A 15,400-nucleotide genomic window follows, 5' to 3' on the forward strand; every position below is an offset into this window, starting at 1 on the left:
GGATTAAGTGAAAATACCTATTATTAAATTACGTATTTCTACCGATGTGTGCGTCTGGTTTTATTCAGATCTTTGTGTTGTTAGCAAGATAGTTTTAAACATTTTCAAATAAGTTGAAAAAAAGATTATAACCAAGACGACTTAAATTTCCAAACAAGAGAAAAGGCAGCCATTGGCTGCCTTTTGTTTATTATTTTGATCCTTTTATATCTTTAAAAGTTCAATGGTTCTTTCCGGACTTTCCGCTGAGAAAACAGCATTTCCTGCAACAAGAACATCTGCTCCGGCTTCAAATAATTTAGAAGCGTTGTCAAGATTTACTCCTCCGTCTACCTCGATAAGCGCTGTAGAGTTGTTGCTTAAGATCAGATCCTTGGTTTCTGCAATCTTTTTGTAAGTATTTTCAATGAACTTCTGTCCTCCAAATCCTGGATTTACACTCATTAATAATACAAGATCCACATCTGCAATAATATCTTCAAGCATCAATACCGGAGTAGAAGGATTTAAAACAACACCTGCTTTTGCTCCTTTGCTCTGAATGTGATGAATAGTTCTGTGAAGATGGGTACATGCTTCATAATGTACAGAAACAAGATCAGCACCATGGTTGATGAATTCATCAACATATTTCTCAGGTTCCACGATCATCAGGTGAACATCTACAAATTTTTTAGCATGCTGCTGAACGGTTTTCATTACCGGAAAACCAAAAGAAATGTTAGGAACAAATCTTCCGTCCATGACATCAATGTGGAACCAGTCGGCCTGAGAATTGTTCAGCATTTCAATGTCTCTCTGCAGATTCCCAAAGTCTGCTGATAAAAGGGATGGAGCAATAAGCTTCGTTTTCATTTTTACTTTTTATACTTTTACTTAGATTTCTTTCTTTAAAATGGATTAACAACCAAAAAATAATACAGAGAAATACCTCCGAATAGAATAGCCTCAATGATTGTTAATTTGATATTGTTAATTTTAATAACTAATAATCTGTCAATTATAAATAATCCTACAGGCACAACGCTGACAATTAACAACATCTCAAGAATCATATTATATGCCGACCCTATTTTGGGAGGATCAAATATTTTATATACAGCCAGAAAGATGATGTAACTAAAAAAGACAGCAGTTAAAACCGATATAAAAGTTGGTTTCCGGATCAGATGATAAAAGACATTTTTCATTGTAATTAATGATACTTCAGTTTCATTTCCGGCTTGATCTTAAGAACTGTTTCATAGATAAGTTTGATGACATTACCTACATCTTCTTTAGATACCATTTCTACCGTAGTATGCATATATCGCAAAGGTAAGGAAATTAAAGCACTTGGTACTCCACCATTGGAATGGGCAAAAGCATCTGTGTCAGTTCCGGTAGCTCTGCTGGCGGCAGCTCTCTGGAAAGGAATTTTCTTGGTCTTTGCAGTACCAATAATCAGTTCTCTGATGGTGTGGTGAACGCTTGGAGCGAAGAATACTACCGGCCCGGCACCACATTTCTGATCTCCTTCTTTTTTCTTTTCAATCATCGGAGTGGTAGTGTCGTGGGTAACATCTGTTACAATGGCAATATTCGGTTTGATAGTGTCAGCAATCATATCTGCTCCGTATAAACCTACTTCTTCCTGTACGGAGTTGGTAATATAAAGCCCGAATGGGATTGATTTCTTATTTTCTTTTAAAAGTCTGGCAACTTCAGCAATCATAAAACCGCCGATTCTGTTATCCAAGGCTCTGCAGACAAAATATCTGTCATTCATTTCAAAGAATTCATCCGGATAGGTGATCATACATCCTACAAAGATTCCCATTTCTTCTACCTCTTTTTTAGAAGTAGCGCCACAGTCGATAAAGATATTTTCGATTTTTGGAGTCGGTTCATTCTGGTTGGTTCTGGTATGAATCGCAGGCCATCCAAATACTCCTTTTACAATTCCGTTTTCACCGTGAATATGAACCACTTTTGAAGGGGCGATGGTCTGATCTGAACCTCCGTTTCTGATGACGTAGATCAATCCGTCATCTGTAATATAATTGACATACCATGATATCTCATCAGCGTGTGCCTCAATCACTACCTTAAATTCAGCTTCAGGATTGATGATTCCGTAGCAGGTTCCGTAATGATCTACTTCTATTTTGTCCACATAAGGTCTGATGTAGTCCATCCAGACTTCTTGTCCTTTGTGTTCGTAACCTGTTGGAGATGATGTGTTTAAATATTTCTCTAAAAATTTCAAAGATTTCTTTTCAAATTTCATAAAAAGGAATGATTTTTGCGTTTAATTTTTCTTCTTATAAGTGTAAAAATAATGAATTTTAGTAAGATTATCTGCCTTTTTATCTTCTTTTTTGGAGTCAGTGTTTTTGGTCAGAAAGATGGAATAGTGGCAAAACCACTCAATCAGTATCCGCCTGAATCCCTGAAAGTGGATGAATTTGGGAATAAATACTATTACGACGAACAGCAAAAGATCAAAGTGTATGAGATCAATGGCGAACCGGTAGTAGTATTAGATGAGCTGGTTTTGGTTAATAAACCGAGGTTTAACAATCAGCTGGATAAGAATTACTATTATTTTCTGAATAAAAAGCTCTACAGAGTATATCCGTTATTTGTTACCGCATTGCAGCAGTACAGAGATATACAGAAAGATATGACTGATCTGGACAGCAAAGCCAAAAGAAAGTTTGTAAGAGAAAGACAAAATATGCTTGCTGATCAATATGAAAAACAATTAAGAGATCTTACAACTACTGAAGGGCAGGTTTTTGCAAAGCTGATGAACAGAGCAACCGGAAAAAACGTATTTGAGATTATCAAAGAATTAAGAGGCGGATGGAGTGCTTTCTGGTGGAATGTAAAAGGAAAAATGGCTGATATTGATTTGAAAGAACGCTATGATCCTCATAGCAACAGAAGTGATGAATTCATAGAATCATTACTGCAGTCTAATTGGAATTCCGGTTATCTCCAGCCTTATCCCGGAGCGAACGATTTTAAAGTAAAGAAATAATATAATAAAATTCCTGTAAGAATACTTACAGGAATTTTTCTTTTAATTTGTCAAATACAATTTTATCTATGGGCAGAGGAAAAGGATTATCCGGTCTGTCGATATCAATCCATTCTGTTTTTTCGATGCAGGGATCCAAAATAATAAAGTCTTCCTCGTTAACGATGTCTACTATATAATATATGGTAAGAAGCTGCTCATTTTCTTTGAAACGCGATACCAGAAAGTTTTCCTGAGTATAGAAATGTTCCAGCACATTGATTTTTACATTCAGTTCTTCATCAAACTCGCGATGCAGGCATTCCAGTACTCCTTCACCGTATTCCAATCCGCCGCCCGGAAATTTCATTAAAGGCTCACCGGCATATTCTTCAAATAGAGTCAGAACTTGTTTATCTTTTACTGCACATGCATACACTCTGATGTTGATCTTATCTATCATATATATAATGTATAATATTTTGTATAGCTAATGTAAGGAATTTTGTTGGAAAAAGCCGGAAGTTGGAAGCTTGAAGCTGGAAGTTTAATACCATTTAATAATATTGAATCATATTATATTGATTATTATTTTAAAATAAAAAATCAAAATTAATTTAGCACTCGGCTGTAAACATCCAGCTTCCATCTTCAAGCTTCCTTCTACAACTTAATTGCATTAATCATCTCTCTTTTTCCTGGAGGTCCCTGTTTTTTCTCGACCTGGAAATTCAGCTCCTGAAGAATTCTTCTTACGCTGCCTTTAGATGAGTAGGTGGTTAATAATCCGTTAATGGCCATTTTGTCAGAAACCAGTTCGAATAATGGCTTTTCCCAAAGGTCTGGCTGTACTCTGGCTCCAAAACAGTCGAAATAGACGAGGTTGATTTTTGGCAGATCAATGTCTTTCAGGTCGAAAAAATCACATTCTATCTTTTTTAAATTGAATCCACTAATGATTTCTACTGACTTTTCCCAATCTGCCAGATGAATTTTCTGATAAATATTTTTAAACTCTGGGTTATCGAAAAGTTCAAAGTAAGCCAAATCCTTAACTTCGGATTCATTTATGGGGTATTTTTCAAGCGAAAAATAATTGATGACATGATTTTTGTCAGTTTTTAAATATTCATTAATTGTTACCAAAACATTCAAACCTGTTCCAAAACCGAGTTCTAAAATATTAATTTCGCAATCATTTATCAAATTAAGTCCATTTTTGATAAACACGTGTTCGGCTTCCTGCAGGGCTCCGTGATGAGAATGGTAGTTTTCATTTAAATCATTGATAAACAATGTTTTACTTCCGTCGTTTGTGGTCTTTATTTCTCTTTTCAAGCTATTTTTTTGTCAAATTTACTCTAAAATTTTTATATTTAGAAAATTATGTTAAATTTGTAGAACATCGTAAAAATTTTAAAAAATGATAATTCAAAAAACTGAAAACTCCAGAATTTCTACATTTGACCCTAACAATTTTTCATTTGGTGGTACTTTTATTGATCATATGATCATTTGTGAGTACGAAGATGGGAAATGGGGTGATGTAAAATTAGTTCCTTACGGTCCGATTCCATTTACACCTGCCATGATGGGAGTAAACTATGGACAAGCTTGTTTTGAAGGTATGAAAGCCTATAAAGACAAAGACGGGCAGGTTTTCCTTTTCAGGCCAGAAAAGAATTTTGAACGTATCAATAAGTCAGCGAAGCGTCTTGCTATGCCGGAAGTGACTGAAGAAATGTTTTTAGACGGATTAAAGGCGTTAGTAGATATTGACAGAGAGTGGATTCCACAGGGGGAAGGAATGTCTCTTTATATCAGACCTTTGATTTTTGCTACAGAAGAAGCTTTGAAAGCAAGAGTATCTAATAAATATATGTTTGCCATCGTTGCAACACCTGCGAAGAGCTACTATTCTGAGCCGGTATCTGTGAAAATCTCTGATCACTATTCAAGAGCTGCAAACGGAGGAGTAGGATCTGCAAAAGCTGCAGGTAACTATGCTGCTTCTTTCTATCCAACTCAGTTGGCCATTGAAGAAGGGTATGAGCAAATCATCTGGACGGATGATGCTACTCACGAATATTTTGAAGAGAGTGGTACAATGAATGTATTTGTAAGAATTAACGATACCATCTATACACCTCCGACGTCTGAGAAAATCCTTGACGGAGTAACAAGAGACAGCTTCATCCAGTTAGCTAAGAAAAGAGGTATTGAAGTAAAAGTAGAACCAATTCCTGTGAAAACAGTGATTGAAGCTTTAAAGAATGGCGAGCTTAAAGAAGTATGGGGTGTAGGTACAGCAGTAGTAACTACACAGTTCCAGGCTTTAGGATACCAGGGTGAAAAACTTGAGCTTCCAAGATTGTCAGATGAAGAAAGCTACGCAGCTCTTCTTAAGAAAGATTTGGTAGATCTTCAAAACAACCTGTCTGAAGATCCATTCGGATGGAGAGTGATGGTAGATCACGCTTTGGAAACAGTATAATAGTATTGATATAACGATATGAAAGCCGGGTTTTTCCCGGCTTTTTCGTATCTATGTATGTACGTAAAATATACGAAACGTTTTGGCGGAGATCAATGCCTTACAACATTCACATATTTCTGGGTCAAGTTTTGTAATTGATTCGCGAAATGTGTATTTTCGCAAAAGTTTATGAAAAAAATACTCTTCATATCAGCCATAAGCCTGTTGAGCTGCAACAGAAATGCACAGACGGCCCATCCTCCTGTAGGCGGGGTTTTAAGCCAAAAAGATCTGGATGTTTCTAAGAACAGGATGAAAAATTTGAATGTCATAGAAAGAGGGCAGATTCAGGATTGGATCAGTGGTCAGTCTGTGAAGTATTATCCTACGCAGCTTAATTATTGGGTAACGGTAGAAGGTTATGATCAGAGAGAAAGAAGGAAAGATGAAACTACAATTTCCTATTCTTATGATCTGTATGATTTTGATCAGACGAAAATCTACGATCAGCCTTTTGAAAGAAGAGATGCCAGATTCGGGCACTTTGATGAACTGAGAGCAGTGGAAAACGCTTTGCGTTTTATACGTGATGGAGAGGAAGTAACTCTTTTGGTACCGTCTTCTTTGGCCTACGGAACGTACGGAGACGAAAAAAAAATAGACAACGATATTCCATTAATCATAAAATTAAAAGCATTATAATACATGAAATTGTTTAACAAGAATATAATTCTGGCAGCGGCAAGTATTTCGCTGATGAGTTGTACCCCAATTTATAAAAAAATGAACGTAGACAAAGAAACTTACGAAGGTCTTAATGACGGACTTTATGCCAATCTTCAAACTACAAAAGGTAACCTGATTGTAAAATTTGAAGACAAAAAAGCACCAGTAACTGTAGCCAACTTTATCGGTCTTGCAGAAGGGAAAATCGACAACAAAGCTAAGGCTAAAGGAGTTCCTTACTATGACGGAACTATTTTCCACAGAGTAATCAAAGATTTCATGATCCAGGGAGGTGATCCTCAGGGAACTGGAATGGGAGATCCTGGGTATAAATTCGAAGACGAAAGAAACGACCTTAAACACACAGGGAAAGGTATTCTTTCTATGGCGAACTCCGGACCTAATTCAAACGGATCTCAGTTCTTTATCACAGAAGTAGCTACGCCTTGGTTAGATGGAAGACATACGATCTTCGGAAAAGTGGTAAAAGGAAATGAGGTAATTGACGCTATTGCTAACGTTGAAAAAGGAGCTCAGGATAAACCTAAAACGGATATCGTTTTAGAAAAAGTTTCTGTTTTCAGCAAAGGTGATGAGTATAAGCATTACGATGCAGCTAAAACTTTCAACGAAGGAAAAGCTAAAATCGCGGAAAACAACAAAGCTTTCATTGCTAAAGAAGAAGCTGAAAAAAAGAAAAGAGAAGAAGAGTTCAAAGCTAACCAGGAGAAGTTGGTTGAAAACCTGAAAGCTGGTATGCAAAAAACTGAATCTGGTCTTTATTATAAAATCACAAAAACAGCTGATGGTAAAGCTCCAAAAGCTGGTGACAACGTATCTGTACACTATGCAGGTAAATTGGTAGATGGAACTGAATTTGATTCTTCATTCAAGAGAAACGAACCAATCGAAATTCCAATCGGAATGGGAAGAGTAATCAAAGGATGGGATGAAGGTATCCTGTTATTGAAAGAAGGTGAAACTGCTACATTATTGATCCCGCCAGCAATGGCTTACGGAGAAAGAGGAGCAGGAGGAGTGATCCCGCCAAATTCCTGGTTAGTTTTCGATGTTGAGCTTGTAAAAGTAAAATAATTGAATCTTCAAAATAGTATCAAAAGCCGTCCGAAAGGATGGCTTTTTTTATGGGTCTCAAATACATTCTGTAACTATTGGCATACAGGCTACGACACATTTTAGTAGCTGGAAAGATTAACAGCTTTTCCGGTAAAAGTAATTTTCAAATTTATAATAACCATTCAACCATGAAAACCAAATCACTTCTGTTTCTGTTTGTTCTGCTGTCATCTATGACTTTTTCACAGACTAAGACCAATCCTGATGACCCAACGATAAAAAAATCACTTACTTATTTTGTCAACAGTATTCAATCTAAACAGATAGAGCAGGCAGTAAGCTGTATCTATCCAAAATTCTTCACCATAGTTTCAAAAGAGCAGATGACGCAGATTTTGAATATGACTTACAATAATCCATTCATGAAAATTGAAGTACAGGATGTAAATTTTGGAAATATTGAGAAACCTGAACTCATTACCGGTGAATATTTTTCTATTACCCCTTATATTTTGAAACTGAAATGTAATGTCAGTTCCTTAAACGATGAGATGAAAAAGAAAATGACCAGTGCTTTAACAGCCAAATATGGTGCAAATAATGTGAAGTACCTGGCCAACGAAGGTGCATATCTCATCAATGCCAGTATGAAAGCCTGTGCGGTTTCAAAAGATAAAAAGGCATGGAAATTTGTGATGCTTGAAAAGGAATATAAAAAAGAACTTGTGAAAATTTTACCTAAGAAAATTCTGGATAAGTTTTAAAGTTGAAAGTATTAATTTTTTATATTAAAATAGCCGTCTTGAAAAAGTCGGTTTTTTGTTTGTGTAAATACCGTAGAAATACGGATTTCGGCAAGGCTTTATTACTTCTATCTTTATCATGCACTTAAAAGAACAAAATAAAAGAATATGTTTAACCTGAATTACGACCAGATAAAGACAGAAATAGAATCCGAAGTATGCGAAGAACATGGCATGCATCCGGAATTTGTAAAAACAGACGAAGGTTTCGGAATAAAAGCCTGCTGTGAACCTTTCAGAGAAGAACTGGTTGAAAAGTCAGGAAAAATGATTGAAGAAGAAACCAAAAAGATCCTTGAAGAAATGATGAAGGATCTATTTAAAGAATAAGTTTTTACGATGTTAAGATAACTTTGTTATCGCCAGAGCTGCTCCGGAAGGAGTGGCTTTTTTTTGCTGGAAATACTGATGATATAATAATGGAGTAGGACTGTAAGCAAAAAACCGCCCCAAACAGGACGGTTTTTTCAGTAAAAATAAATTGAAAGTTATATGTTCTGTTATCTTTTCTTCATACTCGTTCCGGCTAAGGAACTGATGAATACAAGGCCAAACCCGATATAAGCGGCAAACGCCGTCAGGTATATAATTAAGCTGTTAAAGCTTGGTTCTAAGGCGTATACCAATACAGAAAATGCAGCAAAACTTAACACCAGCATTAGGCTCCATATATGCAATTTTGCAGCATCTTCATTTCTCTTAAAAATCATTTCAAAAAAGGCTCTCATCATTACTAACATTTTAAGGGTTATACATTACTTAATAGGATAAAGGCGCACTCATCACGGTAAAAAGAATACATTCTTTTACTGGGCTAAGGTTCACGATGACTTTGCCATTTATTTATATCATAACACCGGGCTGAAAGTCCGGGATATTTTTGTTTTTTCGAATCAATAAAGATTCTTGCTTATTGTGATACCAGTCAGATACGGGTGCAAAACTGCTGTGAAAAACTAACGGGGTTAATTAATCACGAGCCCGTATCTTTTACGGCATCGTAGAAAAAAAAGGATTCATATACTAGATATGAACTTGAATCAGTGGAAAAACTGAAAATCCACAGAAAACCTCTTTTCTCATCCTTAGTGTTTTTTTAATTTTTTCTCAATAACTTACATGCTAATTTCATGCCAAAGTTCTGCTTTTACGATTAACACATTGTTTCACGGGATTAGCGAGACCTGTAGTGAAGCGTGTTTTCATCTGTTATTTCCTTAAACGAAGAAAAATTTTCTGTTTTTGGCAAGGAATAATTTATTACGCAGAAAATATTTCGGAGAAATTATAATTCTGTAAATTGATACCATTCCAGAATATTTTAAAAATGAATCAGAAAGATTTTAAAGATCATTGAATGGGTAATTACTGATCGTAAGATGATGATATCATGAGGATTTTTTTGAGTTAAAGTTTACAACACTAATAACACCAATGATTTCACAAATAACACCAAAAAATATACGCAATCATCCGTGTCAATCTGTGGAATCTGTGGGATACATATAAGTTTCGGCCCATTTCTATTGATATTATTAAATTTGTGTTATTCGTGAAATCATTCGTGTAATTTGTGTTTAATTTTAAAACCACAAGTAACACCAATATTCCCTCACAAATAGCACAAATATATATACGCAATCTTCCGTGTCAATCTGTGAAATCCGTGGTTATAAAAATCTTAAGTTTCGGCTAAATCCCATTCCTATTGAATTCGTGTTATTCGTGAAAACATTAGTGACATTTGTGTTTAATCGTAAGAACCACAAATACCACCAATATCTTTTCACAAATGTCACTAATGGAATACGGTGAAATTCATTATGAGCTAATGAGTCATTACTATTAAAATAAAAAAAAACCGCCTTTAAAAGACGGTTTCATATTTTACCAGTTTTTATCGATCATATAAATAATCTGGGTTAAAGCGGTAGCTCCCAATAAAAGCTCTCTTCGGTTCACCTTTTCAAAAGTATCTTCTTCTGTGTGGTGAATATCGAAATATCGCTGAGAATCCGGCATCAGCTCAGCAGCTGGAATTCCCATATCGTGAAGCGGATAAAGATCTGTTCCTGAAAACCGCTCTTCAAAATTGTAAACTCCGTAGGGAAGAAATAAATTCGACCAGCTTTTAATCTGATTTCTTTTCGCATCATCCATATCCAGGGCAATACCTCTTGGTGCAAAACCTCCGGCATCTGTTTCAATGGCAAAAAGATGTTTTTCGTTTTTCTCTTTTACGGTTTTACCATATTGAATTCCGCCTTTTACGCCGTTTTCTTCATTAGCGAAGCAAACCACTCTGATGGTGTGGTTGTTTGGAATACCTAATTTTTTAAAGGTTCTTAATACTTCAATACTCTGTACAATTCCGGCTCCGTCATCATGAGCGCCTTCACCTACATCCCAGGAATCAAGGTGTCCACCTACAACGATAACACTTTGATCTTTTTTACCTGTAATTTCTCCGATCACAGAATGGGAGAGTTTTTCTCCTTTCATTCCACAGTTGGAATTGAGTTTTGCCATAACTTTCTGGTTTTTCAGTAAAGCTTCCAGTTCATCTGCAGTTGTGCTTCCGATAGCAACTGCCGGTATTTTGGAAACTTTGTCTTCATAACGCATTGCTCCGGTGTGAGGCACGTCGTCAAAAGCAGAGGACAGTGATCTTACGATGGCGAATTTTCCTCCTTTTTTAGCGGTTAAAGAAGCGGCAGTCGTTCTGTATTTGGCGGCATCACCATAGGCTTTGAAAGTCTCTACAAATGACTGGCTGAACGCATAATTGAAGAATACAATTCTATCTTTCACTTTTTCAGCCGGAAGCTTGTCATATTCTTCCATAGATTTTACCATGATGATTTCTCCTGAAACATCTTTTCCTCCGGTTCCTTCAGAATTTCCAAGAGAAAGCATTTTAAGGCTTTTCCATTTTCCGTTGGAAGTCCGGATGTTCAGAGATTCTTTTCCTCTTTCCCAGACCGGAATCATGACCTCCTGAAGCCATACTTTATCAGCGCCTGCATCACGAAGTTTTTGTTCAGCCCACTTTACAGACTTTTCATAGGCTTCAGAACCGCTTAAACGGTGGCCTATGTTTTTTGTAAGCTCTCTAAGCTCTGTGTATCCTTTTCCGTTGTTCAGAATTTCTGTTGAGATTTTTCTGAACTGGATAGAATCTTCTTTAGACTGGCCGAAAGCGACCATTCCAAAAAGCAATAATGAAGTTCCTAATATCTTTTTCATTGTTTACCAATTTTTATCAATCATATAAATAAGTTGTGTCATCACCGCAGAACCAAGCAATAGCTCTCTTCGGTTGACTTTTTCAAAAGTGTCTTCTTCGGTATGGTGGATATCGAAATAGCGTTGCGGATCCGGAACCAGTTCAGCAGTGGGAACTCCCATTTCATGAAGTGAGGCGATATCTGATCCGGAATATTTACCTTCAAAATTGTAAGCGCCATAAGGTAAAAAAAGATTTATCCAGCTTTTGATCTGGTTTCTTTGAGGCTCGTTCATTTCCAGGGAAATTCCCCGTGGTGAAAATCCTCCTGCATCCGATTCTATAGCAAATAGATGTTTTTCGTTGTTTTCTTTGGCAACTTTACCATATTGTTTTCCGCCTTTTGTGCCATTTTCTTCGTTGGCAAAACAAACGGCGCGAATGGTATGATTATTCTGAATACCTAATTTTTTAAAGGTTCTTAAGACCTCAATACTTTGAACAATGCCGGCTCCGTCATCATGAGCACCTTCTCCAACATCCCATGAATCTAAATGTCCACCAACAACAATAACACTTTGGTCTTTTTTACCGGTAATTTCTCCAATCACAGAATGGGAAAGCTTTTCTCCCTTCATCCCGCAGTTGGAATTAAGCTTTGCGGTGACTTTCTGATTTTTTAATACTGTTTCAAGTTCATCAGCTGATGTATTTCCGATTGTTACGGCTGGTATTTTGGAAATATTTTCGTCATAACGCATGTTTCCTGTGTGTGGAACATCATCGAAAGCAGAGGAAAGAGACCTGACAATGGCAAATTTTCCTCCTTTTTTAGCCGTTAATGAAGCGGCAGTTCTTCTGTAGGGATTTGCATCACGATAAGAAATGAATGTCTGTACATTTCCCTGATTAAAAGGATAGTTGAAAAACACAATTTTATCTTTCACTTTTTCAGCGGGAAGTTGATCATATTCTTCCAGTGATTTTACCATGATGATTTCTCCGGAAACATCTTTTCCGCCCGTTCCCTCAGAGTTTCCAAGGGAAAGCATTTTGATACTTTTCCATTTTCCGTTGGATGTTTTGATGTGCAAGGATTCTTTTCCTCTTACCCAAACCGGGATCATCACTTCCTGAAGCCACACTTTATCGGCTCCTGCATCACGAAGCTTTTGGGCAGCCCATTGTACGGATTTCTCGTAGGCTTCGGAACCGCTTAAACGGTTGCCTATTGTTTTGGTAAGTTCTCTCAGTTCATTGTATCCTTGACCGTTGTTCAGAATTTCAGTGGAAATTCTTTTGAATTGGATGGAATCATCTTTAGTCTGGCCCAAAACGGCCATACCGAAAAGTAATAATGTTGTTCCTGCTATCTTTTTCATTGTTACCAGTTTTTATCAACCATAAAAATCATCTGTGTGATGGCGACAGCTCCGAGAAGAAGTTCTCTTTTGTTCACTTTGTCAAAAGTATCCAGTTCTGAGTGGTGATAATCAAAATATCTCTGGGTATCTACTACAAGCTCTGCTAGAGGGATATCCAGTTTTTTTAAAGGTGAAATATCCTGAATGGCTTCTGTCTGGTCAAAATCATAAACGCCATAAGGAAGAAAATATTCTTTCCACGGATACACGAGTCTTCTTCTTTGAGGAGACATATCCAGGGAAAACCCTCGGGGAGAATAGCCTCCGGCATCGGTTCCTAAAGCAAATATATGTTTTTCGTCTTTCTTTTTTACGTACGCAGCATACATCTCACGGCCCTGGCCTCCGTTTTCACTGTTGGCATACAAAACTACGCGGATCGTATGGTTGTTTTCATATCCAAGTGCTTTCAGGGTTCTTAACACTTCAATACACTGCACAACCCCTGTTCCGTCATCTACTGCACCTTCACCAATGTCCCACGAATCCAGCTGAGCCCCTAAAACAATTACTTTTGAATCTTTTTTGCCTCCAATTTCAGCAATGATATTGGGATTGGTAGTGTCACCTTTTGATTCTGCAGTCATGTTGATTTTCGCAGTCACTTTCTGTTTTTTCAATGTTTTTTCCAGCTCATCTGCAGATCTTACTCCAATTGATAAAGCCGGAATTTTAATTTTATCATCTGGTTCGTAGTAAATCATTTTGGCATGAGGAGTATCGTCACTAGCAGTGGTCAGTGATCTTATAATTAATGCTTTTGCTCCTGTTTTAGCAATCACAGAAGCGGAAATTAATTTTGATTTTGCACTCTGTAAATAAGAGTCACTGGTATTGATAATTTTCGGGTCCATAGGAACATTCACAAAAACTATTTTGTCTTTTAACTGCCCCAGTGACATGGTATTAAGTTCTGATGTGGAATTGATTAAAACGATTTCACCTACCAGGTCTTTTCCGCCTGTTCCTTCAGAATTTCCGAAAGAAAGCATTCTGATATTTTTCCAATCTCCATTTCCTGCTTTGATCTGTAAGGATTCTTTTCCTCTGATCCAGACCGGAGCTTTGGCTTCCTGCCTCCAGATCATATTAATCCCAATTTCCTTGAATTTTTTTTCAGCCCATTCTACGGCTTTGGTATAACCGGGAGTTGCACTGAAACGCGGACCGATTCTTTTGGTGAGTTCTCCGAGATTATCGTAAGCAGTACCGTTTGTCATAATTTCATCTGAAATTTTTCTGAATTCATCATGATAATTGAATCTGGCAACAGTACCTTTTTTTGCAGGGCCCTTTTGTGGTTTTTTCTGAGAAAATAAAAATCCACTCAAAAAGAGTGGAAGTATAATGAATATTTTTTTCATTTATTATTTACTTATCTTTTCCGTTGATAAAAGTAGGGAAAAAATAGTAATTTATTAAGGTTTCATATCGTACATTAAGAGGGCTGTAATCAATTTTGGCTCAATAAATGTACATTTCGGAGGCATGCTTAATTTTAAGTCTGAAATTTTAATCATGTCATTAAAACTTACAGGATAAATTCCAAAACCAACTTTACCTTCACCGTTGTCTACTTTTTCTTTTAAAAGATTGATTCCATTGATATTGGAAGTTCCTTTTACATAAGAAATAAGTTCAGAGCTGTCCGGATCTTCAATTTTCAGAATGTTTTTGAAAATATATTTATCCAAAAGATGGTGATCAAGATTATCCAGAGACATTTCTTTGGAACGAAGATCGTGTTTCACGTGAAGAGAGTAGAACTTCCCATCCATATACATTGAAATATGGAATTTTTGAGAAGGGTAGTATGATGCTTCTCCTTTTTCGTGAATAAGGAAATATTTCTCAAGTTCTTTCAGGAAATCTGCCGGAGAAATACCATTCAGGTCATGCAAGATTCTGTTGTAATCATGAATCTTTATCGACTGGTTGGAAACAATGAAACTGTATACAAAGTTGTAATGCTCCGTACCATTATGCTTTTTGTTTTTCTCCTTATGATATTTTGCATTGATTGCGGTGGAACCGATTCTGTGGTGTCCGTCAGCAATATAAAACGAATCAATCTGATCAATCACTTCTTTAAACTGCTGTAGTTTAAGGCGGTTATCTATTCTCCAGATTTTATGTCTGATCCCCATAGAATCGACATGATTGAAGATAGGAACATTTTTTTCCTCATGATTCATCAGCAATTCAATTTTTGAATTGGCAGGATAGGTAAGAAGTACAGGTTCAGCCTGTAGGTTTACTTTTTCAAGGTAATGAGCCAGTTTTTCCTTTTTTTGAGGAATGGTACTTTCGTGTCTTTTGATTTTCCCATTCCAGAAATCTTCAATACTTGCCAATCCCAGAAGTCCTCTGAACATCTGTTTGTTGGGATAGATCTGCTCATAAAGATAGTAGGCTGAATTATCCTGGACCAATTTCTTTTCTTCCAGAAGTTCTTCAAATGTAGAACGGATCTTTCGAAGGTTCCGGTCAATATCTTTAGATTTACTTACAACATAAGGTTTAATCATATTGATGTAAGTATTTTCAACTTGAGCCTTCTCTGCGATCTCTTCCTGGGTGAAATTATCCAGTGGATGGGTAGGGAAAGTACTCTCAAAGTCTCTATGAGGTCTTATTCCACGGAAAGGTTTAAAAACAGGCATA

General features: G+C 36.6%; 15 protein-coding genes. 6 read left to right on the plus strand and 9 right to left on the minus strand.

What is annotated here, in order from left to right; genetic code table 11:
* Positions 1–204: 204 nt before the first annotated feature.
* Together rpe and RAH34_RS11345 are read right to left on the minus strand one after the other, a co-directional pair.
* On the minus strand, positions 205–855 hold the full coding sequence (gene rpe / locus RAH34_RS11340; protein WP_034698534.1) for a ribulose-phosphate 3-epimerase: 651 nt from the start codon (positions 853–855) through the stop codon (positions 205–207).
* 340 nt (positions 856–1,195) lie between these two features.
* Positions 1,196–2,269 carry a M42 family peptidase gene (locus RAH34_RS11345; protein ID WP_306596222.1) on the minus strand — a complete coding sequence of 358 codons (1,074 nt, stop codon included), beginning with the start codon at positions 2,267–2,269 and terminating at the stop codon, positions 1,196–1,198.
* Positions 2,270–2,320: 51 nt separating this feature from the next.
* Here RAH34_RS11345 and RAH34_RS11350 point away from each other — a divergent pair, with 51 nt between their 5' ends.
* The gene (locus RAH34_RS11350; protein WP_114822525.1) at positions 2,321–3,025 is read left to right on the plus strand and encodes a DUF4294 domain-containing protein; all 705 of its coding nucleotides are present in this window, start codon (positions 2,321–2,323) and stop codon (positions 3,023–3,025) included.
* 25 nt (positions 3,026–3,050) lie between these two features.
* Here RAH34_RS11350 and RAH34_RS11355 read toward each other — a convergent pair whose 3' ends face one another.
* Positions 3,051–3,467 carry an NUDIX domain-containing protein gene (locus RAH34_RS11355; protein WP_079241390.1) on the minus strand — a complete coding sequence of 139 codons (417 nt, stop codon included), beginning with the start codon at positions 3,465–3,467 and terminating at the stop codon, positions 3,051–3,053.
* Between the two features lie 200 nt (positions 3,468–3,667).
* Positions 3,668–4,342: a tRNA (5-methylaminomethyl-2-thiouridine)(34)-methyltransferase MnmD gene (gene mnmD / locus RAH34_RS11360; RefSeq protein ID WP_047431425.1), complete on the minus strand. Its 675-nt coding sequence runs from the start codon at positions 4,340–4,342 to the stop codon at positions 3,668–3,670.
* 85 nt (positions 4,343–4,427) lie between these two features.
* On the opposite strand from mnmD, the gene RAH34_RS11365 reads away from it, so the two are divergent.
* The 5 genes from RAH34_RS11365 to RAH34_RS11385 all read left to right on the plus strand — a co-directional run bounded on the left by RAH34_RS11365 (position 4,428) and on the right by RAH34_RS11385 (position 8,416).
* Positions 4,428–5,498, plus strand: a complete 1,071-nt coding sequence (locus RAH34_RS11365) for a branched-chain amino acid aminotransferase (protein ID WP_114822524.1) — start codon at positions 4,428–4,430, stop codon at positions 5,496–5,498.
* 171 nt (positions 5,499–5,669) lie between these two features.
* Entirely contained in the window at positions 5,670–6,182 is a 513-nt protein-coding gene (locus tag RAH34_RS11370) for an FKBP-type peptidyl-prolyl cis-trans isomerase (protein ID WP_306596223.1), read from the plus strand.
* An 81-nt stretch (positions 6,183–6,263) separates the two neighbouring features.
* A complete protein-coding gene (locus tag RAH34_RS11375) occupies positions 6,264–7,301 on the plus strand; it encodes a peptidylprolyl isomerase (RefSeq protein ID WP_306596303.1) in 1,038 nt (345 codons plus the stop codon).
* Between the two features lie 170 nt (positions 7,302–7,471).
* Positions 7,472–8,047, plus strand: coding sequence for a hypothetical protein (locus tag RAH34_RS11380; RefSeq protein ID WP_306596224.1), 576 nt, complete (start codon positions 7,472–7,474; stop codon positions 8,045–8,047).
* 147 nt (positions 8,048–8,194) lie between these two features.
* Complete coding sequence (locus RAH34_RS11385; protein ID WP_306596225.1) at positions 8,195–8,416, plus strand: hypothetical protein; 222 nt, start codon at positions 8,195–8,197, stop codon at positions 8,414–8,416.
* A gap of 170 nt (positions 8,417–8,586) precedes the next feature.
* Here the strand turns inward: RAH34_RS11385 and RAH34_RS11390 are convergent, their stop codons facing one another.
* The 5 genes from RAH34_RS11390 to RAH34_RS11410 all read right to left on the minus strand — a co-directional run bounded on the left by RAH34_RS11390 (position 8,587) and on the right by RAH34_RS11410 (position 15,399).
* Positions 8,587–8,817, minus strand: a complete 231-nt coding sequence (locus RAH34_RS11390) for a hypothetical protein (protein ID WP_147367550.1) — start codon at positions 8,815–8,817, stop codon at positions 8,587–8,589.
* A 1,156-nt stretch (positions 8,818–9,973) separates the two neighbouring features.
* Positions 9,974–11,332, minus strand: a complete 1,359-nt coding sequence (locus RAH34_RS11395; protein ID WP_306596226.1) for a M28 family peptidase — start codon at positions 11,330–11,332, stop codon at positions 9,974–9,976.
* A 3-nt stretch (positions 11,333–11,335) separates the two neighbouring features.
* Positions 11,336–12,694 carry a M28 family peptidase gene (locus RAH34_RS11400; RefSeq protein WP_114821933.1) on the minus strand — a complete coding sequence of 453 codons (1,359 nt, stop codon included), beginning with the start codon at positions 12,692–12,694 and terminating at the stop codon, positions 11,336–11,338.
* Positions 12,695–12,696: 2 nt separating this feature from the next.
* Positions 12,697–14,100, minus strand: coding sequence for a M28 family peptidase (locus RAH34_RS11405; RefSeq protein WP_306596227.1), 1,404 nt, complete (start codon positions 14,098–14,100; stop codon positions 12,697–12,699).
* 54 nt (positions 14,101–14,154) lie between these two features.
* Positions 14,155–15,399 (minus strand): DUF1015 domain-containing protein, encoded by a 1,245-nt coding sequence (locus RAH34_RS11410; protein WP_114821931.1) that lies wholly within the window; start codon positions 15,397–15,399, stop codon positions 14,155–14,157.
* Position 15,400 lies beyond the last annotated feature (1 nt).

Source organism: Chryseobacterium sp. WLY505 (assembly GCF_030846215.1).
Lineage (GTDB): Bacteria > Bacteroidota > Bacteroidia > Flavobacteriales > Weeksellaceae > Chryseobacterium.